General features: G+C 67.3%; 16 protein-coding genes and 1 pseudogene. 12 read left to right on the forward strand and 5 right to left on the reverse strand.

The window, feature by feature from the left end; genetic code table 11:
- The 8 genes and pseudogenes from AC1DN2_RS20700 to AC1DN2_RS20735 all read left to right on the forward strand — a co-directional run.
- Positions 1-963: pseudogene (locus tag AC1DN2_RS20700) on the forward strand (amino acid transporter); the annotation flags it as partial.
- 271 nt (positions 964-1,234) lie between these two features.
- Positions 1,235-1,333, forward strand: a complete 99-nt coding sequence (locus AC1DN2_RS20705; protein ID WP_344361134.1) for a potassium-transporting ATPase subunit F — start codon at positions 1,235-1,237, stop codon at positions 1,331-1,333.
- Positions 1,334-1,340: 7 nt separating this feature from the next.
- A complete protein-coding gene (kdpA, locus tag AC1DN2_RS20710) occupies positions 1,341-3,008 on the forward strand; it encodes a potassium-transporting ATPase subunit KdpA (RefSeq protein ID WP_476851792.1) in 1,668 nt (555 codons plus the stop codon).
- Positions 3,005-5,143, forward strand: coding sequence for a potassium-transporting ATPase subunit KdpB (gene kdpB / locus AC1DN2_RS20715; protein ID WP_476851793.1), 2,139 nt, complete (start codon positions 3,005-3,007; stop codon positions 5,141-5,143). Before kdpA ends, kdpB begins: the two co-directional genes overlap by 4 nt.
- A gap of 10 nt (positions 5,144-5,153) precedes the next feature.
- Positions 5,154-5,783 (forward strand): K(+)-transporting ATPase subunit C, encoded by a 630-nt coding sequence (gene kdpC / locus AC1DN2_RS20720; protein WP_476851794.1) that lies wholly within the window; start codon positions 5,154-5,156, stop codon positions 5,781-5,783.
- 12 nt (positions 5,784-5,795) lie between these two features.
- Positions 5,796-8,474 carry a DUF4118 domain-containing protein gene (locus AC1DN2_RS20725; protein WP_476851795.1) on the forward strand — a complete coding sequence of 893 codons (2,679 nt, stop codon included), beginning with the start codon at positions 5,796-5,798 and terminating at the stop codon, positions 8,472-8,474.
- Positions 8,471-9,145 carry a response regulator gene (locus tag AC1DN2_RS20730; RefSeq protein ID WP_230008106.1) on the forward strand — a complete coding sequence of 225 codons (675 nt, stop codon included), beginning with the start codon at positions 8,471-8,473 and terminating at the stop codon, positions 9,143-9,145. The genes AC1DN2_RS20725 and AC1DN2_RS20730 overlap by 4 nt, the downstream gene beginning before the upstream one ends.
- A gap of 81 nt (positions 9,146-9,226) precedes the next feature.
- Positions 9,227-11,089, forward strand: coding sequence for a sensor domain-containing diguanylate cyclase (locus AC1DN2_RS20735; protein WP_476851796.1), 1,863 nt, complete (start codon positions 9,227-9,229; stop codon positions 11,087-11,089).
- Positions 11,090-11,103: 14 nt separating this feature from the next.
- On the opposite strand, the gene AC1DN2_RS20740 is transcribed toward AC1DN2_RS20735, so the two are convergent.
- Complete coding sequence (locus AC1DN2_RS20740) at positions 11,104-12,237, reverse strand: acyl-CoA dehydrogenase family protein (RefSeq protein ID WP_243181414.1); 1,134 nt, start codon at positions 12,235-12,237, stop codon at positions 11,104-11,106.
- A 339-nt stretch (positions 12,238-12,576) separates the two neighbouring features.
- On the opposite strand from AC1DN2_RS20740, the gene AC1DN2_RS20745 reads away from it, so the two are divergent.
- The 4 genes from AC1DN2_RS20745 (at position 12,577) to AC1DN2_RS20760 (ending at position 19,312) form a co-directional block, all read left to right on the forward strand.
- Positions 12,577-14,322, forward strand: coding sequence for an AMP-binding protein (locus tag AC1DN2_RS20745; protein WP_476851797.1), 1,746 nt, complete (start codon positions 12,577-12,579; stop codon positions 14,320-14,322).
- Between the two features lie 2 nt (positions 14,323-14,324).
- Positions 14,325-14,831 (forward strand): MarR family winged helix-turn-helix transcriptional regulator, encoded by a 507-nt coding sequence (locus AC1DN2_RS20750; RefSeq protein WP_223914576.1) that lies wholly within the window; start codon positions 14,325-14,327, stop codon positions 14,829-14,831.
- Between the two features lie 54 nt (positions 14,832-14,885).
- Positions 14,886-15,884 carry a zinc-binding metallopeptidase family protein gene (locus tag AC1DN2_RS20755; RefSeq protein WP_476851798.1) on the forward strand — a complete coding sequence of 333 codons (999 nt, stop codon included), beginning with the start codon at positions 14,886-14,888 and terminating at the stop codon, positions 15,882-15,884.
- A 248-nt stretch (positions 15,885-16,132) separates the two neighbouring features.
- Positions 16,133-19,312, forward strand: a complete 3,180-nt coding sequence (locus AC1DN2_RS20760; protein ID WP_476851799.1) for a bifunctional cytochrome P450/NADPH--P450 reductase — start codon at positions 16,133-16,135, stop codon at positions 19,310-19,312.
- Between the two features lie 36 nt (positions 19,313-19,348).
- Here the strand turns inward: AC1DN2_RS20760 and AC1DN2_RS20765 are convergent, their stop codons facing one another.
- The 4 genes from AC1DN2_RS20765 to AC1DN2_RS20780 form a co-directional block, all read right to left on the reverse strand.
- Complete coding sequence (locus AC1DN2_RS20765; protein WP_223914579.1) at positions 19,349-20,128, reverse strand: enoyl-CoA hydratase; 780 nt, start codon at positions 20,126-20,128, stop codon at positions 19,349-19,351.
- 68 nt (positions 20,129-20,196) lie between these two features.
- A complete protein-coding gene (mmsB, locus tag AC1DN2_RS20770; RefSeq protein WP_476851800.1) occupies positions 20,197-21,156 on the reverse strand; it encodes a 3-hydroxyisobutyrate dehydrogenase in 960 nt (319 codons plus the stop codon).
- Positions 21,149-22,297: an enoyl-CoA hydratase/isomerase family protein gene (locus AC1DN2_RS20775; protein ID WP_476851801.1), complete on the reverse strand. Its 1,149-nt coding sequence runs from the start codon at positions 22,295-22,297 to the stop codon at positions 21,149-21,151. Before AC1DN2_RS20775 ends, mmsB begins: the two co-directional genes overlap by 8 nt.
- Entirely contained in the window at positions 22,297-23,796 is a 1,500-nt protein-coding gene (locus AC1DN2_RS20780) for a CoA-acylating methylmalonate-semialdehyde dehydrogenase (protein WP_476851802.1), read from the reverse strand. Before AC1DN2_RS20780 ends, AC1DN2_RS20775 begins: the two co-directional genes overlap by 1 nt.
- Positions 23,797-23,915 lie beyond the last annotated feature (119 nt).

Raw genomic sequence — 23,915 nt, forward strand, 5'->3', positions numbered from 1 at the left:
TACCTGGGAAACGGATTCGGCACCGTCTACGATCTGAGCACCATCGCCATCCTGTGGTTCGCCGGCGCCTCCGCCATGGCCGGGCTGCTGAACCTCGTGCCGCGCTACCTGCCCCGGTACGGCATGGCCCCCGGGTGGGCAAGGGCCGTGCGCCCGCTGGTCCTGGTGTTCACCCTGGTGGGGTTCCTGATCACCTGGCTGTTCGACGCCGACGTCGACGCCCAGGGCGGCGCTTACGCCACAGGCGTCCTGGTCCTGATGACCTCCGCCGCGGTGGCGGTGGCACTGTCCGCCCGGCGCGGGAAACAGCGCAAACGCACTATCGGGTTTGGCGTCATCGCCGTCGTGTTCATCTACACCACGGTGGCCAACATCATCGAACGGCCCGAAGGCATCCGGATCGCCGCGTTCTTCATCGGGGGCATCATTGTGATCTCCCTGCTTTCCCGCATCCGGCGCTCCTTCGAACTCCACGCGACCCATGTCCACATGGACCGGAAGGCATTGGAGTTCATGTCCGCCAACCTGGAAGGTCCGATCGCCATCATCGCCCACGAGCCGTTGCGGCTGAGCCCTGAAGCGTACCTGGACAAGCTCACGTCCGCGATCGAGGTCAGCCACCTCCCCGTGGACTACCAGGCGCTGTTCCTCGAAGTCGTCGTGGACGACTCCTCGGACTTCGAGACCGCGCTCGAGGTCAACGGGGTCACCCGGCACGGTTACCAGATCCTGGAGGTCCACGGGCCAGTTGTGCCGAACACGATCGCTTCCGTACTGCTGCACATCCGCGACGTCACCGGGCTGATGCCGCACATCTACTTCCGCTGGACCGAAGGCAACCCGGTCACCAACCTGCTGCGCTTCCTGGCCTTCGGCGAAGGTGAAATCGCCCCGGTCACGCGCGAAGTGCTCCGCGAAGCCGAACCGGACGTCACCAAACGGCCCTGGGTCCACGTCGGCTAATGGCCGCGGGACGGCGCGCTTTCCGCGCCCGTTAAGACTGCGTCAAGATCGGCCGTCCGGGCGTTAAGAAACCATCAGGAACCGGTTATTTCGCTCTTGGCAGGGATTGACTTTCAGTAGCCCCGCAAACGGGGCGCGGATGAAAGGAACCTGCAATGGCCGACCTGGCTGTTATCGGAATCCTCATGGTGTCCATGGGGTTCGTCATGTGGATCGGCCACGTCCTGGCCGGAATGGTCGGCAGTGCCGATGACCGGCCGGAGAGCGGCAAGTGAGCGCCGACGCGATCATGTGGCTCGTTCTGTTGCTGGCCGGGTTGTGCCTCTTCGGCTACCTGCTGGCCGTCCTGATCCACCCGGAAAAGTGGTGAGCGGATCATGACGTTCAACGCTGCATCCTTTGCTGCCCAGGTGGCGGCCCTCCTCATCGTTCTGGCGGCCGTGCACAAGCCCCTGGGCATCTACCTGGCCCGGGTTTTCGAGGGCAAAACGTCATCCCGGCCCGAGCGCCTCTTCTACCGGCTGGCCGGGGTCGACGCCGACACCGAGCAGACTTGGTCCGTCTACCTGCGCAGCGTCCTGGCGTTCTCGGCCGTGTCCATTCTGGCCGTGTTCGGCCTCCAGCGGCTGCAGGGCGTCCTGCCGGGCAGCGGATCCCTGCCCGGCGTGGATCCTTGGGTGGCCATGAACACGGCCATTTCGTTCGTGACCAACACGAACTGGCAGACCTATGTACCGGAGACCACGGTAGGCATCTTTGTGCAGATGGCCCTGCTTGCGGTGCAGAACTTCCTTTCTGCCGCCGTCGGGATCGTCGTCGTTATCGCCCTGATCCGAGGCATCGCCCGGACCCGCACCGACCGGCTGGGCAACTTCTGGGTGGACCTGGCCCGGACCTCGTTCCGGGTCCTGTTGCCGATCGCGTTCGTCGCGGCTGTGGTGATGGTCCTCGGCGGTGTGGTGCAGAACTTCTGGCCTACGGACGTCGTCAACCAGGCGTCCGGGGTCAGCCAGACCATTCCCGGCGGTCCCGTCGCCTCCCAGGAAGCCATCAAGATCCTGGGAACCAACGGCGGCGGCTACTTCAATGCCAACTCGGCCCACCCGTTCGAAAACCCCAACGCCTTCATCAGTCTTTTTGAGGTGTTCCTGATCCTGCTCATCCCCTCGGCGTTGCCTTACGCCTACGGCCGGATGGTGGGCGACCAGAAGCAGGGCTATACGGTGGTCGCCGTGATGGGCACCCTGTGGCTGGCTTCGATTTCGCTGATGGGTTGGGCCGTGGCTGCCGGGCAGGGAACGGCGACAGCGGCCGCCAGCGGATTGGGCGAGGGGTTTGAACAGCGCTTCGGCCCCGTGCCAAGCGCGATCTTCGCTACCTCCACCACTCTGACCTCCACCGGCGCCGTCAACGTCGCCCACGATTCGCTGCCGCCGCTGGCCGGCGGAATAGCCATGGTGAACATGATGCTCGGCGAGGTCGCTCCCGGCGGAACCGGTTCCGGGCTCTACGGCCTGCTGATCCTGTCGATCATTTCCGTCTTCATCGCAGGTCTCATGGTCGGGCGCACCCCGGAGTATTTGGGCAAGAAGATCGGCCCGACGGAAATGAAGCTCGCCGCCATGTACATCCTGGTCACCCCGACCCTGGTGCTGGCCCTGTCCGGAATCACCGTCCTGCTGCCGGACATCATGGCCAACGCGCCAGCAACCGGTCCCCACCAGTTCAGCGAAGTGCTCTACGCCTTCACGTCCGGGGCCAACAACAACGGCTCCGCGTTTGGTGGCATCACCACCTCCGGCCCCTTCATGTCGGTCATGATGGGCCTGGGCATGCTGCTGGGCCGGCTCCTCCCGATTGTCCTGGTGCTGGCCCTGGCCGGCTCCCTCGCCCGTCAGGGCAAGGTTCCCGCCTCCGCCGGCACCGTCCCCACCCACGGCCCACTGTTCGGCTCGCTGCTGCTCGGCGTGACAGTGATCATGACCGCCCTGAGCTACTTCCCGGCCCTTGCCCTCGGACCCCTCGCAGAAGGACTCCTCAAATGACCCGGTCTCACACGGCATTAGCCACGGACACCGACGCCCAGACCTACGCCGACGGCAACCCCCTCGGCACCCCCGGCGAACACAAGCACCACACCAAGGCCCCGGCAAAACTCACGTTCGCGTCCGTCCTCGCGGCCCTGCCGCTCGCGGTCCGCAAACTCTCCCCGCGGCAGATGATCCATTCCCCGGTCATGTTCACCGTGCTGGTGGGGGCTGGCCTGTGCACGGCGATCTCCCTGTACCGGCCGTCGGTGTTCGGCATCGCGGTCACAGCCTGGCTGTGGCTCACCGTCCTCTTTGGCACGCTGTCCGAATCCATCGCCGAGGGCCGGGGCAAAGCCCAGGCCGACAGCCTCCGCGCCAGCCGCAAAGGCGTCCAGGCCCGGCTCCGCCAGCCCAACGGCACCACCCGGGACGTGCCCGGCACGGAGCTGCGTCTCAATGATGTGGTGATCTGCGAGGCCGGGGACGTCATCCCCTCGGACGGCGAAATCATCGAAGGCCTGGCGAGCGTCGACGAATCGACCATCACCGGCGAATCAGCCCCGGTGATCCGCGAATCCGGCGGTGACCGGTCCTCCGTCACCGGCGGCACGAGGGTCCTCTCGGACCGGATTGTCATCCGCATCACGGCCGAGCCTGGACAGACGTTCATCGACCGGATGATCAAGCTGGTGGAGGGCGCCGTGCGGCAGAAGACTCCCAACGAAATCGCGCTGCACGTCCTGCTGGTGTCCCTGACCATCGTGTTCCTGGCCGTGACGATGTCTCTGGCACCGTTCGCCGCCCTGGCCGGCGCCACGCCGTCTCCGATCGTGCTTGTCGCCCTGCTGGTCTGCCTGATCCCCACCACCATCGGGGCCCTGGTCCCGGCGATCGGCATCGCCGGCATGGACCGCCTGGTCCAGCACAATGTGCTGGCGACCTCCGGCCGTGCCGTGGAGACCGCCGGGGACATCACCACACTGTTGTTGGACAAGACCGGAACCATTACCTACGGCAACCGCCGCGCCGTCAATTTCTTCCCCGCCAACCAAGTGGACAGGACCCAACTCATCGAGGCCGCACGGGTCTGCAGTCTGGCCGATGAAACCCCCGAGGGACGCTCTATCGTGGACCTCGCCGCGGACAAGGGCGTGACCGGGTCCGATCTGGCCACACTTGAACGCTCCTCCGGCAATTTTGCCGTGGTTCCCTTCAGCGCCAGCACCCGCATGAGCGGCCTGGACCTTGACGGCCGGCAGATCCGCAAAGGCGCGGCCTCCACGGTGGCGGCGTTCGTTGCCGACTTCGGCGGGCACACTCCGGCGGAGGTCGACCACCGGGTACAGGAAATCTCGGCCCAGGGCGGCACCCCCCTGCTGGTCGCCCAGGTGGACAAGGACGGCCGGGCGGACATCCTGGGAACCATCCACCTCGCCGACGTCGTCAAACCCGGCATGCACGCCCGCTTCGCCGAACTGCGGCAAATGGGCATCCGGACCGTCATGATCACCGGCGACAACCCCATCACCGCCAAGGCCATCGCCGCCGAAGCCGGCGTCGACGATTTCCTGGCCGAAGCAACCCCGGAGGACAAGCTCGCGGTCATCAAAAAGGAACAGGCCGCAGGCCGGCTCGTGGCCATGACCGGTGACGGCACCAACGACGCCCCGGCCCTGGCCGCGGCGGACGTCGGCGTCGCCATGAACTCCGGAACCCCGGCCGCGAAGGACGCCGCGAACATGGTCGACCTCGACTCCGACCCCACCAAACTCATCAACATCGTCGGCATCGGCAAGCAGCTGCTCATCACCCGCGGCGCCCTGACCACCTTCTCTGTCGCCAACGACGTCGCCAAGTACTTCGCGATCGTCCCGGCCCTCTTCACCGCAGCCTTCCCCGGGCTCGGACTGCTGAACATCATGGGCCTGTCCACCCCGGCCTCAGCCATCCTGTCCGCAGTGATCTTCAACGCCCTCATCATCATCGCCCTGGTGCCGCTGGCTCTGCGCGGGGTCAAATACCGTGCCGTCTCCGCCAACCAGGCGCTGGCGCGGAACCTGCTGATCTACGGGCTCGGCGGCCTGATCGCACCCTTCATCGGCATCAAAATCATCGACCTCATGATTTCCCTCATCCCCGGAATCGGCTAGGAACACCCCCATGAACGCACTCACCGGCTACCTCCGCCAGGCCGGCACCGCACTGCGGTTCCTGCTCTTTGCCACACTGGCCCTCGGCGTCGCCTACCCGCTGGCCGTTTTCGGCATCGCACAGCTCATCGCGCCATATCAGGCGAACGGCTCCATCATCAAGGACGCCGCCGGCGACCCGGCCGCGTCTGCCTTGATCGCCCAGTCATCCGCTAACGACGCCGGCGCTCAGGACCCGCGCTGGTTTCACCCCCGGCCCTCGGCCGTGAAGTGGGACCCGGCGTCGTCCTCGGCCACCAACTTCGGGCCCAACGATCCGAAACTGCTCGAGGCCGTCGCCGCGAACCGGGCCGCCGTCGCCGCCGCTGAAGGCGTGGATGCGGCAGCGGTGCCGGCCGACGCGGTGACGGCCAGCGGTTCCGGACTGGACCCGGACATTTCACCCGAGTACGCCAAACTGCAGCTTGCGCGGGTGGCAGCAGCGAACGGCCTCAGCACCGACGCCGTTGCCTCCCTGATGGAGCAGCACACCAGCAGTGGGTTAGTCGCGTTTCTCGGCCAGCCGTCGGTCAACGTGACTGCCCTCAACCTCGCCGTGGCGGCGGCCGCGCTGCCGTCGCAGCCGGCACAATCCAAGTGAGAGAATGACGGCATGGCACGTGGAACGCTGCGGATCTTCCTGGGCGCCGCGCCGGGTGTGGGCAAGACCTACGAGATGCTCGAGGAGGCCCACCGGCTCGGCAAGCGCGGCGAGGACGTCGTCGTCGCGTTCGCCATGGACCACGGCCGCAGCGAGACAGGGGCGCTGCTGGAGGGACTCGAAGTCATTCCACCCCGGAAGCTGCCCTACCGGGACACGGAGTTCGAGGAGATGGACCTCGACGCTGTCCTGGCCCGGGCGCCAGGGACCGCGATCGTGGACGAATACGCCCACTCCAACATCCCCGGCAGCCGCAATCCCAAGCGCTGGCAGGACGTCGATGCGCTTCTGGATGCCGGCATCAACGTGCTCTCCACCGTCAACGTCCAGCATCTGGCGTCCCTGGGCGACGTTGTCAGCGCCATCACCGATGTCCACCAGGCGGAGACGGTGCCGGACGCCGTCGTCCGGAAGGCGGACCAGATCCACCTCGTGGACATCTCCCCCGAGCTGCTCCGCCAGCGCCTGGGCGACGGCAAGATCTACGCTGCCGACAAGATCGACGCCGCCCTCTCGAACTATTTCCGCCTGGGCAACCTCACGGCATTGCGTGAACTGGCTTTGCTGTGGCTCGCCGACCGGGTGGACGAGGGCCTGGCCAAGTACCGGGCCGAACAGGGCATCGACGAAAGCTGGCCGGCCCGGGAACGCATCGTGGTCGGGCTGACCGGCAGCCCCGAAGGAGAAGTCCTGATCCGCCGCGGGGCCAGGATCCTCAACCGCGTCAGCGGTGGGGACCTGCTGGCGGTCCACGTCCGGTCCGCCGATGGCCTCGCCGAGGAGTCGCCCCAGGCGCTGGAAGCCCAGCGCCGCCTGATCCTGGACCTGGGCGGCAGCTACCACATCGTGACCGGCGAGGATCCGGCTGCCGCGCTCCTGGACTTCGCCCGCAGCGTCAACGCCACCCAGATCGTCGTCGGCATCTCGCGGCACAAAAAGCTCGCCGGCCTGGTCGGAAATCTGCTCGGCGGCGGGGTCGGCACCCGGGTGGTCCGCGATTCCGGCGACATCGACGTCCACATGGTCTCCCATCCGCTCGGCGGCCGGGGAACCCGCCCGCCACGGCAGCGGGACCTTGGCCGCATCCGGGTGGCCGCCGGGTTCGGTCTTGCTGTGCTGCTCCCGGTGGTCCTGCAACTCCTGCTGTCGCTCTTGAATCCGGAACAGAATGTGGCTGCGGCCATGCTGGTCCAGCTCACCGGCTCGGTGGCGGTGGCGTTGATCGGCGGGTTGTGGCCGGCCATCCTGGCCGCACTGTGGAGCAGCCTCCTGGTGAACTACTTTTCGACCCCGCCGCTGGGCAACCTCACCATCAGCGATCCCCAGAATTTCCTGGCGCTGCTGGTGTTTGTAGGCGTCTCGGCCGCCGTCGCCCTTGTGGTCGACCTATCGGCCCGCCGCTCCAAGGAGGCCGCGCGGGCCCGCGCCGAAGCCACGACGCTCGGTGACCTGACGCGCAGTGCCGCCGGCTCGGAGGACACGGTCCAGGCATTGCTGGAACAAGCCCTGAGCGTTTTCCAGGTCCGTGGTGCTGCTGTTTTCAGCCTGGGCTACGGCCTCGCGGACGGCGACAGCGGAGCCAGCCCGGACCGGCAGTGGCGTCTCCAGGCCGCCGTAGGTGAAATTCCTGCCCTGTCCGCTGACGGGACCGGAAGCGATGCCGCCGGCGACAACGTCGAAGAAATCGACGCCTCCACGCGCCTGGTGCTGTTCGGACGGATTCTGCCCGCAAGCGACCGGCGCCTTCTGGGGGCGTTCGGGGTTCATCTGGCAGCGCAGCTGGAACGACAGCAGCTGGTGGCGAGCCGGCGGGAGATGCTGCGCCTGGCCGAGAGCAACACGATGCGCACGTCCATCCTCCGGGCCGTTTCCCACGACCTGCGCACGCCCCTGGCCGGGATCAAGCTGGCTGTCGGCGGACTTCGGCACGACGACGTCCATTTCACCAAGGAAGAGGAGAAGGAGCTGCTGGCTACGATAGAGGAGTGTTCGGACAGGTTGGACGCGCTGGTCGGCAATCTGCTGGACATGTCCCGGATCACGTCGGATGCCGTCAATCCCCTGCTCAAACCCGTGCGCTGGTATGAGGTCATCCCGGGTTCCCTGAGCGCCGTCCCCGCGGGGAGGGTGCGGGTGGACCTGCCTCCAAACATGCCGGAGATTGAAGCCGACCCTGGAATGCTGGAGCGGGTGATTGCGAACATCGTCGAGAACGCCGTGAAATATGCCCCCGACTCGGACATCGTCCTGGTCGGGGCGGCCGGCGGGCTGAGCCCGGCGACTCTCGGGGGGCGTCCTGCCGGCGAGCTGCGGATCATCGATCACGGCCGGGGAATCCCTGCGGAGAGTGTCCTGGAAATGTTCCGGCCATTCCAGCGGCTCGACGACGCCCCGCAGGCCACTGGGATCGGGCTCGGGCTTGCGGTAGCGAAAGGGTTCACGGACGCCATGGGTGGGAGCCTGACCGCGGAAGCTACACCGGGAGGAGGGCTGACGATGATTATCCGGCTGCCGTTGTCGACGGGGACCCCGTATGACGGGCACCGGGCCCAGGCCCCGTTCGAGCCCCGCTCGCTGGTGGCGCGCCGTGGTCATGCGCTGCCCGTCACGTCCGGACCGGACGCAGCATGACGGCGGTCCTCGTCGTCGACGACGACCCGCATCTGCTCAGGGCCCTCCGGATCACGCTCCAGGCCAACGGCTACGCCGTCACCACCGCCGTCGACGGGACCTCAGCACTGCTGGCGGCCACTCAGAACCCGCTCTCACTCATCATTCTGGACCTCGGCCTGCCTGACATTGACGGGACCAGCGTCCTCAAGGAGCTGCGCGGCTTCAGCAGCGTGCCGGTTCTGGTGCTGTCCGCCCGGCACGGCTCCGAGGACAAAGTTGAGGCGCTCGACGCCGGCGCGGATGACTACATCACCAAACCGTTCGGCCTGGACGAGCTCCTGGCCCGGCTGCGGGCCCTGCTGCGCCGCAGCGTCGAACCGGAACACGAATCAGTGGTCAGGACCGATGCCTTCACCGTGGACCTTGCCAAGCACCGGGTGACCAGGGACCACGAGGACGTCCGGCTGACCCCCACGGAATGGAAGATTCTGGAGGTTCTGGTCCGCAATCCGGAAAAGCTCATCACCCAGCAGCAGCTGCTCTCCAGGGTCTGGGGTCCGGCCTACGCCAAGGAGACCAACTACCTCCGGGTTTACATGGCGCAGCTGCGGCGCAAGCTGGAGCCGGATACCGCCAGCCCGCGCCACCTGCTCACCGAGGCCGGCATCGGCTACAGGTTCATGCCCTGAGTCCCGCTGTCGCGCAGACACGCTGGCGGTCGATGACACTGACGTTTCCCTCCAGGCAACCCGGCCATGGATACTGGGGCAATGACTAATCGCAGCCCGCTCAACAGGGACGATGCCGGTCCGTCGCCACTGCCTGAGATCCCGGCGCAGCTGCGGGCCGTCCTGAACGGAATCCCGGCACTCGTGGGCTATTGGGACACGGGACTCCGCAACCGCCTGGCCAACGACGCCTACTGCGAGTGGTTCGGTTTCGCACCCCAGCAGCTTCACGGCATGCATGTCCGGGACGTGCTCGGCGAGACCGTCCTGGAGGCCAACCTGCCGCACATCGAGGGAGCGCTCGCCGGGAAGCGGCAGCAGTTCGACCGGACGCTGGTGGATGCCGCGGGCCAGTCCCGCTTCACCGAGGTGACCTACACCCCCGATACCCAGGACGGCGCGGTGCAGGGCTTCTTCGTCCTGGTCACGGACATCACCGAGCGTGTCCTGGCCGACCGGCGCCGGCAACGGGACATGGACCGGTACCGCGCCCTGGCGCGGAGCGTCCCCGGCGTCTTTGTCCTCCTCTTCGACGCCGAGCTGCGCTACCTGATCGCCGAAGGCCAGGAGCTGGAGACCTTCGGCTACCGCAGGGAAGAGCTCGAAGGCCAGCGCATCCAGGACGTGCTCAAGGGCAATCTCGCCAGCGAGCTCGAGCCGCGCTATCTCGCTGCCCTCGCCGGCCGCGAGGTCTCCTGGAGCCGGCAGATCGGCCACCGCACCTACCGGCTGAACGCCGGGCCGGTCTACTCCGACGACGAGGCCGCGGCCGGCATGGTGGTGGCGGTTGATATCACCGAGCGCCTGCAGCAACAAAAAGTTTGGGAGGCTTTGCACGAGATAGCCACCGAAGTTGCCCGCAACGCGGCCCCCGCAGCCATCTCTGAGCGGGTCGCCGCGATTGTCCGCGACCTGTTCAACGTCGATTCCGCCGCCGTCGTCCGTTTCACGGGCGCATCCTCGGCGGAAATCGTCGCCATGGCGCCGACGCTGCCGCCGACGCTGAGCCGGCGGCAGATCTTCGCCCCGACGGACGAGTCGGCCACTGTCCGGGTGGCCGTGACCGGCAAGCCGGCCCTGGTTCGCTACCGGGCGGAAGGTGGACAGGCAGCGGAGCAGATGCGCGCCGGCGGCTTCCAGTCTGCGGCGGCGGCGCCGATCCGGGTCCGCGGCAGCCTGTGGGGCGCCGTGAGCCTGACGTCGAAGTCGCGCACCGGGGTCACGGAGGCGATGATGGAGCGGCTGGCCCAGTTCGCGGAGCTCGTCGAGATCGCCATCGGCAACACGGAGGCCCGGACCGACCTCGAACAGCAGGCCACTACCGATGCCCTCAGTGGCTTGCCCAACCGGCGGGCCTTGGAACGGCACCTCGCCGAGCATGTTGCGCAGTCCCGGACCCGCGGGACAAGCCTGAGTGCCGTCGTCCTGGATATCGACCACTTCAAGAGGGTCAACGACACTCACGGCCACCTGACGGGCGACGTGGTCCTGGCGGAGGTCGCGGCCAGGCTCCGGGCGGTCGCCCGCGCCGAGGAGATCGTGGCCCGATTCGGCGGCGAGGAGTTCGTGTGGCTGCTCCCGGAGACGGACGGTGCCGAGGCCCTGCGCGCCGCCGAACGCGCCCGCAAGGCCATCGCGTCCGAACCGTTCGGGGAGGTTGGTTTCCTGACGATCTCCGCCGGAGTCTGCGAGCAAAGCGACGCCGCGGCCGGCTCGCTCCTGGACTGCGCGGACCGGGCCCTGTACGAGGCCAAGAACGGCGGCCGCAACCGCACGTCCCGCTACGGCCACGCCAGCCCGGCGATTCAGCCTGCCCCGGCCGGGCAGGCACGGAACAGCCCGGCACAGAACGGGCCGGCACGGAGCGGCCAGGCGCGGGACGGCGCTGACACACTCGGAGCCTAGATCCCGCGGGGAGCCTAGACGAAAGCGGACTTTCCCGTCACGGCCCGCGCCACGATCAGTGAATTGATTTCGTAGCTGCCCTCATAGGTATAGAGAATCTCAGCGTCGCCGAAGAGCTTGCCCATCTCATAGTCGCTGCTGATGCCGTTGCCGCCCATGAGGGACCGTCCCATCGCCACCGAGGCACGCGCCAGCCGCGTGGTGGTCGCTTTGGCCATGGCGGCCTGGACCATCTCGAGCTTGCCCTCTTCCTGGATGCGCGCCAGCTGGGCCATCAGGGCCAGGGAGGCGGTCGCGTTGCCCAGGATCTCGGCGAGCTGCTGCTGGATGAGCTGAAAGCGGGCCAGTTCCTTGCCGAACTGGCGGCGCTTCAGCGAATAGGCGCGCGCGACGTCGAACGCGGCCAGCTGGATGCCGGCACCCTGCCAGCCCACCCAGGCCCGCGAATCGCGCAGGAGCTCGTTGGCCTTGGAGAAGCTGGTGGCGCCGGGCAGCAGGTTGGCCGCCGGGATCCGGACCTCGTCGAGGACGATGTCCGCGTTCTGCATGATGCGCAGGCCGATCTTGTTGGCGATCTTGGTTGCGGTGTAGCCCGGACGGTCCGTCTCCACGATGAAGCCCTTGATGTGCTGGTCAGCGACGTCCCGGGCCCACACGAGGGCGAAGTCCGCGATGGTGCCGGCGCCGATCCAACGCTTGGCGCCGTTGAGGACCCACTCGTCGCCGTCCAGCCGCGCAGTGGTTTCCAGGCCGCCGGCGATGTCCGAGCCGTGGTCCGGCTCCGTCAGGGCGAACGCCCCGAGCTGGGTGAACGCGGTGAGGCCAGGGAGCCAGCGCGCCTTCTGTTCCTCCGAGCCGAGCTCGTCGATCATGCCGACGATCAGCTCGTTGTGGATCCCGACGAGCGCGGAGAGGGACACGTCGGCGCGCGCCACCTCGACATACATGAGCCCCTTGAAGAGCTTGGACGTGCCGTCCGTCTGCAGCCCGCCCAAACCGTATTTGCCGAGTTCGGCGAGCAGCCCAAAGGGAAACTCCTCGCGGTTCCAGTAGTCGATTGATGCGGCCCGGATCCGGGACTGCAGGAATTCCCGGACCTCCTGGTAGCGGAGCTGTTCGTCCGGCGGCAGCAGATCCACGATGTACATGAGGTCGGCGTCGGGAAACGGCGGCTCCGCCGCGGCTTCGGATGCGGCGACGGCTCTGTCTTCCGCTGTATTTGATTCGGCTCCGTTTTCCGCTCTATTTGATTCGGCTGGCGCCGACGGTCCGCTGGCACGTCCTTGTGGCTGCACGGGCACGTATCCCTTCGTCATGCAACGCCTGCAGAGCAGCGCCGCCCTTCCAAACCCTTGGATGTCCTAGTATATTGCACAGTGACGGGGATCACTAGGCAGGCGCCGTGCCGGGCCGGTGGATCCCAGGCAACGGCGCCGTGCCACCGCCCGCCCGGAACGGCAGCGCCCGAGGACTTCGAAAGGTGCACCATGACCGTGACTGAGGAATTCCGGGCCGCAAGGGACCGGCTGCTGGCCCTGCGCGGGGACTACGACGGCGCCCGCAACGAATTCCAGTGGCCCCGCTTCGAGGAGTTCAACTTCGCCCTGGACTGGTTCGACCAGCTCGCCGCGGACCCGGCCAAGGCGGATAAGCCTGCGCTGGTGATCGTTGAACAGGACGGGTCCGCGACCCGGCGCAGCTTCGCTGACCTCTCCCGGCGCTCGTCCCAGGTGGCCAACTGGCTGCGCGGGGCAGGTGTGCGGCGCGGGGACCGGATGATCATCATGCTCGGCAACCAGGTGGAGCTCTGGGAACTCATGCTGGCCGGCATCAAGCTGGGGATCGTCATGATTCCCACCACCACGCTGATGGGACCGGCCGATCTCCAGGACCGGGTGGAACGCGGCGGTGCGGCCTGGGCCGCCGTCGGCAGTGCCAACATCGCGAAGTTCGCCGACGTCGCCGGCCAGTACAGGCTGGTTGAAGTCGGCGCCAGCGCCCGGGACCCCGCCGCCGCCCAGGCCAATGCCCTGCAGTACTACGGCGCGGATGCTGCCGCGGCCGGTACGGATTTCACCCCCGACGCCCCCACCCTGGCCGACGAGACGCTCCTGCTGTACTTCACCTCGGGCACCACGTCCAAGGCCAAACTCGTCGAACACACGCACACGTCCTACCCGGTGGGACACCTGTCCACGATGTTCTGGATCGGCATGGAACCGGGCGACGTGCACCTCAACGTGGCCTCGCCGGGCTGGGCCAAGCACGCCTGGTCCAATGTATTCACCCCCTGGATCGCCGAGGCGTGTGTGTTCATCTACAACTACGAACGCTTCGACGCCAGGGCCCTCATGGAGCAGATGGACCGCGAATCCGTGACCAGCTTCTGCGCCCCGCCCACGGTCTGGCGGATGCTGATCCAGGCCGATCTCACACTGCTCAAGAACCCGCCCACCAAGGTGGTGTCCGCCGGCGAACCGCTCAACGCCGAAGTGATCGACCAGGTCCACCGCGCCTGGGGCCAAACCATCCGGGATGGCTTCGGCCAGACCGAATCCACCGTGCAGATCGCGAACACGCCGGGCCAGCCGATCAAGATCGGCGCCATGGGCAAGCCGCTCCCCGGCTACGACGTCGTGCTTGTGGACCCCGCCACGGGTGAGGAGGCCGACGACGGCGAGCTCTGCCTGCGCCTCGACCCCCGCCCCGTGGGGCTCATGAAGGCGTACTACGGCGACCCGGACAAGACGGCGGAGGCTTTCCGTGACGGCTACTACCACACGGGGGACATGGCGAGCCGGGACGAGCGCGGCATCATCACGTATGTGGGCCGCGGCGACGACGTCTTCAAGTCCTCCGACTACCGGCTGTCCCCGTTCGAACTGGAGAGCGTGCTGATTGAGCACCCGGCAGTGGCGGAGGCTGCCGTCGTCCCCTCTCCCGACCCGCTCAAGCTGTCGGTGCCGAAGGCCTTTGTGGTTCTTGCGGCCGGACACCAGCCGGGCCCGGAGCTGGCCGAGGACATCCTGCGGTACTGCCGGGAGCACCTGGCACCGTTCAAAAGGATCCGCCGGCTGGAGTTTGCCGAGCTCCCCAAGACGATCTCCGGCAAGATCCGGCGCGTGGAGCTGCGGCACAGCGAGGAAGTGCGCCACGGCGGCGGGCCCGTCCCGGAAGGCCTCGGCGTCGAGTACTCCGACTCCGATTTCCCCGGGCTCAAGGGTCAGGGCTGAACATGGGAACACCGCTGCCGCGAGATCCGATTGCCGACGCCCGGCTGAACTGGGAGCGCCACGGCTGGTCCGACGTCGCCGCCCCGATGGCCGCCATCACCGCCATCATGCGGACCCAGCAGATCCTGCTCGGCCGGATCGAGACGGTGCTCAAGCCGTTCGGGCTCACCTTTGCCCGGTACGAGCTGCTCGCGTTGCTCAGCTTCGCCCGCAGCGGGGCGCTGCCCATGAACAAGGCGAGCGCGCTGCTGCAGGTCCACCCCACCTCAGTCACCAATGCCGTGGACCGGCTCCAGGAGGCCGGGCTGGTGATCCGCTCGCCGCACCCCACAGACGGCCGCACCACCCTGATCGAACTCACCCCGGAAGGCCGCACCCTGGCCAAACGGGCGACGGCGGTGCTGAACTCCGAGGTCTTTGGCCAGTCCGGCTTCGCGGACCAGGACGTGGACCAGCTGATCCGGATCCTGGGCACATTCCGCCGGAACGCCGGTGATTTCAGCGGCTGAGACCCGGGCGCCGGGCACCGGGTGAAGCCCGGTGGCCGCGGCTAAGATCATGAAGTGAAAAAACAATCCTGCGGTGTCTGCGGTTCGAGCGTGTACTTTGAAAATTCGGTCTGCCTGCACTGCGGAACTAACTTGGCATACCTGCGGAACGCCCGCGCCATAGTCGCAACCGGCAGTCAGGGACAGTACACCGATGAGTCGGGAGCCACTTGGCACCGGTGCGCTAATTTTTTGCTTTCCGGTTGCACTTGGCTTGCCCCGGAGGGCGGCAGTCAATGCTTCAGCTGTGAGCTCACGCGGACTCGACCGAACGACAGCGACGCCAAAGGCCTATCGCAGTTCATTGCGGCTGAGCGGGCCAAGCGTCATCTCATTGCTGAGCTCGATGGGCTGGGCCTGCCGATCATCACGCGCGCAGAAGACCCTGATGGGGGACTTGCTTTCGACCTGTTGTCCAGTGTCAAGGAAAATGTGGTGATTGGTCATGCTGACGGTGTGATCACCATCAATCTGGCCGAAAGCGACGATGCCTATCGGGAACGAATGCGTACCCAACTCGATGAACCGTACCGGACGATGCTCGGGCATTTCCGGCATGAAGTTGGGCACTATTTTGAGACGGTGCTGGTATTCAGCGATGACGGACGAACGCGCGAGGCGCGTAATCTCTTTGGCGACGACACCAAGGATTACCAGGCAGAGATAGACCGCCACTACAGCGAAGGCGCCCCGGCGGACTGGAATGAACGGTTCATCTCAAAGTACGCAACCATGCACCCCTACGAGGACTTTGCGGAGTCGTTCGCCCATTACCTCCACATCTGCGACACCCTCGACACCGCCCGGGAATTCGGACTCATCCCAAGCACTCCCCGGGGGACCTCTTTCCAGGAAGTTGTGGAAACCGAATGGCTGCCGCTCTCCCTTGCCCTGAACCAGGTCAACCGCAGCATGGGGAAAGATGATCTTTACCCCTTCGTCCTTTCCGCCGCAGTTATCGACAAGCTTGAGTTCGTCCACGGGCTGCGAACCTCAGCGACGGCCGCCGGCTAAGGAACGCCCCGCCCGCTGACCCCGCCCGCTGACAAGAAAGGCGTCCCGGCAGACAGCACGAAGAAAACAGTCTCCGACCCTTCGCTTCTTGGCGTTCGGCCGTCAGGGACGATGGCCCGCGAAGCCGGGCAGGAGCTATTTTGTGCGGGATCGGACCGGAGTATCGTGGTTCCGGCAGGACGGTTCCGTCCGGCCAGGCAGTAAGCAGTGCTCACAGCGCGTCCATCGACGATCGCCTAGGAGTGGCCATGACTTCGCCCAGCGTCCCCATACCGCAGCCTCCCACGAGGCCGGTGGTCGGCAATTTGCCGGACATCGACTCCAGCAAGGGAATCCTGGGAATCGTCGAGCTGGCCGAGCGGTACGGCCCCATAGTCCGCATCCAGTTCTTCAACCGCAGTATCGTCGCCATCTCTTCCCAGCAGCTCGTCAACGAGGTGTGCGACGAGTCCCGGTTCGGCAAAGTGCTGGGCGTTGCCCTTCGGCAGGTGAGGCAGTTCGCCGGCGACGGCCTGTTCACCGCAGATACACAGGAACCCAACTGGCAAAAGGCACACCGGATCCTGATGCCGGCGTTCGGGCCTGCAGCGCTGAAGCGGATGTTCGCCGGCATGGACGACATCGTTGAGCAGCTGCTGCTCAAGTGGGAGAGGCTGGGCCCCACGGCGCGGATCGACATTCCGGACAGCACCACCCGCCTGACGCTGGACACCATCGCCCTGTGCTCGTTCAGCTACCGGTTCAACAGCCTCTACCGGGAGGAGATGCACCCGTTCGTCGGCGCCATGGTCCGCGCCCTGGTTGAATCCGGGGACCGGGCGCGCAGGCTCCCGGTGCAGAACAAGATCATGCTGCGCAGGCGGCACCAGCTCGAAGAAGACCATGCCCTGATGTTCGAGGTCGCCGAACAGATCATCAGTGACCGGCGGCGCAACCCCAGCCCGCCCGGCAGCGAAGACATCCTGGACACCATGCTCAGCGCGGCGGACCCGGTGACCGGTGAGCGTCTATCCGATGAAAACATCCGCTATCAGATGGTCACGTTCCTGATCGCCGGGCACGAGACTACCAGCGGCTTGCTGTCCTTTACACTCTACGAACTGCTGCGCCATCCGGGCGTCCTGGCCAAGGCGCGTGCACAAGTGGACGAGGTCCTTGGTACCGAAAGCGCCAGGTTCGAGCACCTGCCCCGGCTGGGATACCTGGACCAGATCCTTAAGGAAACGCTACGGCTGTGGCCCACCGCTCCGGCGTTCAACGTGACTCCTTACGAGGACACGATGCTCGGCGGCCGCTACGAAGTCCCCGCGGGCCAGCCCATCATGGTCCTGATCCCGCAACTGCATCGGGACAAGGCGGCCTGGGGCGATGACGCCGGCCTCTTTGACCCGGAGCGGTTCTCCCCGGAACGGGCCGCCGAAATCCCCGCTAATGCCTGGAAGCCCTTCGGCAACGGGCAGCGCTCCTGCATCGGCCGGGGATTTGCCCTGCAGGAGGCCATGCTCTTCCTGGCCAAGCTCCTGCAACGCTTCGAGGTCACGGCGGCGGACCCGGGCTATGAGCTGCAGATCAAACACACGCTGACCATGAAGCCTGAAGGGCTGTTCATCCACGTGCGCAGGCGGGACGTCACCATCGCGGCCAGCCCCCGGGCCGACGTCGAACAGGCACGGCAGGCCGAAGCCGCAGCGGCGGCCGCCGCGCCCAACGGCGTCCCGATCCGGGTGCTCTACGGTTCCAATGCAGGCACGTCCAAGGACTTCGCCCAGCGCCTCGCCAACGACGCCGGACGGCGCGGCTACAGCCCCACCATCGGTCCGCTCGACGAGGCGGCCGGCGGGTTGCCCACGGAGGGGCTCGTCGCGATCGTGACGTCCTCCTACGAGGGGCAGCCGCCGGACAACGCCCGAAAATTCGTGGCCTGGACCGAGGGCCTGCGGCCGGGCGCCCTCGCCGGGGTCCGGTACACGGTCTTCGGCAACGGCAACAAGGACTGGGCGAGGACGTACCAGGAGGTGCCCAAGGCCATCGACGCCCGGCTCGAGGCAGCCGGTGCCACGCGGATCTATGCCCGGGGCGAAGCCAACGCCCGCGGCGACTTCTTCGGCGATTTCGAAGAGTGGTACGCGGGATTCTGGCCCGCGGTGGACGCCGCCCTGGGGCAGCGGACCAGCCAGCCGACAGCTCAACCCGAGCTGGAACTGCAGTTCGTCGGCAACGTCCGGGACCCGATGCTGCGCCAGAACGGGCTGGCGCTGGGCACCGTCGTCGCGAACCGGGAACTGGTCGATCTGGCCAAGCCCGGCGCCCGGTCCAAGCGGCATGTCGAGATCGCCCTGCCCGAGGGGATGAGCTACCGGACCGGGGATTATCTGGCCGTGCTGCCCCTGAATCCCAGCGAACTCGTGCAGCGGGCCCTGGCCCGTTTCAACCTCGACTACGACTCGCACGTCCAGCTGACCATGGAGCGCGGGGACACCTTCCTGCCCACGGGCGCGCCGGTGGCCGTGGGCGAACTGCTGAGCAGCTACGTGGAGCTCGCAGTCCCCGCCACCCGCACCCAGCTCGAGGACCTGGCGGATGTCGCGGCCGATCCTGCCCACCGCGCCGAACTTGAGGCCCTGGCCCAGGACCGCGGGCGGTACGCGGCCGAGATCCTCGACAAACGCGTTTCCATCCTTGACCTGCTGGAGACGTATCCGTCATGCCAGCTGTCGTTCACCTCGTTCCTGCAACTGCTGACCCAGCTGACCCCCCGGCGGTACTCCATCTCCTCGTCCCCGCTCTGGAGCCCCGACCACGTGACCCTGACCTTCGCCGTCATCCAGGCTCCGGCGTGGTCCGGCCGCGGGGTCTTCGAAGGGGCCTCGTCCACCTACCTCGCCCAGGCCAGGCCCGGGTCAAGGGTCGCGGTTACTGTCCGCCCCTCGAACGCGGCCTTCCACCCGCCGCCGTCCCTGGCGGTCCCGCTCATCATGGTCTGCGCGGGGACGGGACTGGCCCCCTTCCGCGGGTTCGTCCAGGACCGGGCGCTGCGGGCCGAGGCCGAGGAGACGACGCCGGCACCTGCCCTGCTGTTCTTCGGCTGCCGCGCCCCGGACACCGACTTCCTCTACCGCTCGGAACTCGCGTCATGGGCGGACCAAGCCAACCTCGATCTGCGGCCGGTCTTTTCCACCGCACCGGAGGACGGCCTGAAATACGTCCAGGACAGGCTCTGGGCAGACCGGGCCGACGTCGTCGAGCTGGTCCGGCAGGGCGCCACGGTCTATGTCTGCGGCGACGGCAAGCACATGGCGCCGCAGGTCCGGGACACGTGCGCCCTCATTTACCAGGAAGCGACCGGCGCCTCCAAGGCGGAGGCCGAGGCCTGGATGGATGAGGTGGAGCGCACCCACGGCAGGTACGTGGCCGACATCTTCACCTGAGGCCGCCCCGCCGCTCCCACGGCCGGCCGGTGCCGCCTAGCGGTGGTTGAACTCCGGCTGCCGCTTCTCGGTGAAGGCGGCCATGCCTTCCTTCTGGTCCTCGGTGGCGAACAGCGAGTGGAACACGCGCCGTTCAAACAGCACGCCCTGGGCAAGCCCGGTCTCAAACGCGGCGTTCACCGCTTCCTTGGCCACCATCGCCACCGGCTTGGATTTGGACGCAATCACCTCGGCCGCCTTCAGCGCCTCCTCGACGACGTCCGCGGCGGGGACCACCCGGGACACCAGGCCCGCGCGTTCGGCCTCCTCGGCGTCCATGAAGCGGCCGGTCAGGATCATGTCCATCGCCTTGGACTTGCCCACTGCGCGGGTCAGGCGCTGCGAGCCGCCCATGCCGGGGAGCACGCCAAGGTTGATTTCCGGCTGGCCGAACTTGGCGTTGTCCCCGGCGATGATGAAGTCGCACATCATCGCCAGCTCGCAGCCGCCGCCGAGCGCGAAGCCGGACACGGCTGCCACGACGGGGATGCGGAGCCGGGTGAAGTCCTCCCAGCCGCGGAACCAGTCCGCCGCGTACATGTCCATGTAGCCCTTGGACTGCATTTCCTTGATGTCCGCGCCGGCAGCAAAGGCCTTCGCCGAACCGGTCACCACCACGGCACCGACCCCCGGGTCCGCGTCCATCCCGGCGACTGCCTTCACCAGCTCGTCCATCGTGGCCTTGTTCAGGGCATTGAGGGCCTCGGGCCGGTTGAGCGTCACGAGGCCCACGCGGCCGCGGCGCTCCACCAGGATGTTTGCGTACTGTTCCGTCATGGGTGGTCCCCTTCGGTGGTGCTGGTCTGGTTCTGGTTCTGATGTTGCGCGTTGGCCTCGGTCCGGGACTAGTGCCCGGCCGTGCCTGCCTCGGATTTGCCTGCTTCCGACTTTTCCCGGATGTCGGTGATGATGCCCGAGAAGTCCCGGCCGGCACCGCCTTCCGCGGCAAACGTATCGTAAATTTCGGCCGCGAGCGGCCCGAGCCGGGCCGCGACGCCGGTGCTCTGCAACGCGTTGAGGGCCAGGTTGAGGTCCTTGGCCATGAGCGCCCCGGCGAAGCCAGGCTGGTAGTCCCGGTTGGCGGGGCTCGTCGGGACCGGACCGGGCACGGGGCAATTGGTGGTCAGCGCCCAGCACTGTCCCGAGGCGGCGGAAGCGACGTCGAACAGCGCCTGGTGGGTCAGGCCGAGCTTCTCGCCCAGCACAAAGGCCTCACTGACGGCGATCATCGAGACGCCCAGGATCATGTTGTTGCAGATCTTGGCCGCCTGGCCGGCACCGTGCGCGCCGCAGTGGACCACCCGCTTGCCCATGACTTCCAGCAGCGGATTGACGGCCACGAAGTCCTCCGGGAGGGCACCGACCATGAATGTGAGCGTGCCGGCCTCGGCGCCCACCACGCCTCCGGACACGGGGGCGTCGACGGCGCGGTGGCCGGCCGCGACCGCGAGTTCTGCGGCCTCGCGGGCCTCGTCCACGTTGATGGTGGAGCAATCCAGGAACATGGTGCCCGGGGCGGCGGCTTCGAGCAGGCCGGGCGTACCGCCCGTGCCGCGGTAGGCGTCAAGGAGGTGCTTGCCGCTGGGCAGCATGGTCAGCACGACGGCGGCGCCCGCCGCCGCCTCGACAGCCGTCCCGGCAGTGGGAATGCCGTGCTCCCGGGCGGCGTCCAGGGCCGCCGGCACGACGTCGAAGCCGGTCACCCGGTAGCCGGCCTTGACCAGGTTGACGGCCATGGGGCCGCCCATGTGGCCCAGGCCGAGGAAGGCGATGGTGCCGGTATCCGGGGCTCCTGCGTCAGACATGGTTCTTCTCCTTGTTGTTCTCCGCGTTGTTCTCTTTCGGAGAGAGTTTCAGTTCGCGCCCGCCCAGCGGGGCGAAGTAGGCCGCGACGTCCGTCCCGGTGACCTCGGCAAGGGTGGCGGGCTTCCAGCGGGGATTGCGGTCCTTGTCCACCACCTGGGCGCGGATGCCTTCGCGGAAGTCCGGGCCGTCAAGGAAGCGCAGGCCGACGCGGTACTCCTGCTCCAGCGCCTGCTCCAGGCTCAGGCCGCGGACCCGGCGCAGGGATTCCAGCGCCACCTTGACCGCCGTCGGCGACTTGGCCTCGATGGTGTCAGCGGCTGCGGCGGCCTCCCCGCCCGCCTCTCCACCGAAGGCCCGCAGCCGGCGCAGGATTTCCTCGGCGTCGTCGCTGGAGTAGCAGGCGTCGATCCATTCCTGCTGTGCGGCCAGGACTGAAGCCGGTGCCGGTTCGGCGAATCGGGCCGCAGCGGCCTCGGCCGCCTCGGTTTCGAGCGCTGCCGCCAGGCCCGGCAAACGGCCGGAGGGCACGAAGCAGTCGGCGAGGCCCAGGAACAGTGCGTCCGCGCCGCTCAGGTGGGCTCCGGTCAGGGCCGCATGGGTGCCGGTCTCCCCCGGCGAGCCGGAGAGCAGCAGGGTGCCGCCGACGTCGGGAACAAACCCGATCGTCGTTTCGGGCATGCCCGTGCGGGTGCGTTCGGTGACGATCCGTACGGAGCCGTGGGCCGAGATCCCCACGCCGCCGCCCAACACCAGCCCGTCCATGAACGCGACGTACGGCTTGGGGTATTCGGAGATGAGCAGGTTCAGCCGGTACTCGACGGCCCAGAAGTCTGCGGTGGCGTCCCCGCCGTCGAGCATGTCCCGGTAGATGGCCACGATGTCACCGCCGGCGCAGAGGCCCCGGTCCCCGGCGCCGCGGACCAGCACCGCAGCCACGGCGTCGTCGTCGGCCCAGAGCGTGAGCTGTTCGAGCATCGCGGCGGCCATGCCGGCCGTCAGGGCGTTGACGGCCGCGGGCCGGTTGAGGGTCACGACGCCGAGGTGGCCGCGCCGTTCAAACGTCACTTCCCCTGCTTCCCCGGCCAAGGGTTCGCCTGCCGCTGCTCCACTGTCCGCTACCCGCGCAACGTCCGCCCCCATCAGCTGCCTTCCGGCATGATGAAGCTGGCGCCCTGGCGGATACCGGACGGCCAGCGGCTGGTGACCGTCTTGGTCTTCGTGTAGAAGCGGAAGGCGTCGGCCCCGTGCTGGTTGAGGTCGCCGAATCCGGACGCCTTCCAGCCGCCAAAGGTGTAGTAAGCAATCGGCACGGGGATGGGGACGTTGATGCCCACCATGCCCACCTGGACCCGGCTGGCGAAGTCCCGGGCGGCGTCGCCGTCGCGGGTGAAGATGGCCACGCCGTTGCCGAACTCGTGTTCGCTGCAGAGCCGGAGGGCCTCGTCGTAGTCTTCGGCGCGGAGCACGCTGAGGACCGGGCCGAAGATTTCCTCCTTGTAGATCTTCATGTCCTTCGTGACGTTGTCGAACAGCGTGGGTCCGATCCAGAAGCCGCCGTCGTAGCCTTCCACCTTCAGGCCGCGGCCATCGGTCACCAGGCTCGCGCCTTCTTCGACGCCGGAGGCGATGTAGCCTTCGATCCGGTCCTTCGCGGAGGCCGCCACCACCGGGCCGAAATCGGATTCCTTGGCGAGGCTGTGGCCGACCTTGAGGCCGGCGATCCGCTCCTGCAGCTTCTCCACGAGGACGTCCGCGGTCTTCTGGCCCACCGGAACGGCCACCGAAATCGCCATGCAGCGCTCGCCCGCGGAGCCGAAGCCTGCCCCGATCAGGGCGTCCGCGGCCATGTCCAGGTCCGCGTCGGGCATGATCACCATGTGGTTCTTGGCGCCGCCGAAGCACTGCGCGCGCTTGCCGTTCGCCGCGGCGGTGGCGTAGATGTACTGGGCAATGGGCGTGGAGCCGACGAACCCGATGGCCTGGACCCGGGGATCCTCCAGCAGCGCGTCCACCGCTTCCTTGTCCCCGTTGACGACGTTGAAGACGCCGTCGGGGAGGCCCGCTTCGGTGAAGAGCTCGGCCAGCCGCAGCGGCACGGAGGGATCCCGTTCGGAGGGCTTGAGGATAAAGGCGTTGCCGGCGGCGAGCGCCGGCCCGGACTTCCACAGCGGGATCATGGCCGGGAAGTTGAACGGCGTGATGCCGGCTACGACGCCGAGGGGCTGGCGCATCGAGTGCACGTCGACGCCGGTTCCGGCGTTGTCCGAGAACTCGCCCTTGAGCAGGTGCGGGGCGCCGGCGGCGAACTCGACCACTTCGATGCCGCGCTGGATGTCGCCCTTGGCGTCCGGGAAGGTCTTGCCGTGCTCGGAGGACAGCAGGGTGGCGAGTTCGTCCATGTGCTCGTTGACCAGGTCCACGAACTTGAGCAGGATCCGGCCGCGGCGCTGCGGATTCATCGCGGCCCATTCCACCTGCCCCTTTTCGGCGCTGGCGATCACGTTGCGCACTTCCTCGGTGCTGGCCAGCGGCAGCCGGGCCTGGACCTCGCCGGTGCAGGGATCATAGACGTCGCTGAACCGGCCGGAGGTTCCCTCAACCCGCTGCCCGTCAATGTAATGGGATAGTTCTCGAACCATGACCGAATGCTCCTTTGCATGTGACCTAGATCATCTCTGCAGCCGAATATACTCGGACTTCCTACTAATTTCCAGAGGACGGAGCCGGCCGGCGGCTTCGTCCGGGGGCCAAGTTCGGT

The organism is Arthrobacter sp. 01L42, assembly GCF_056400005.1.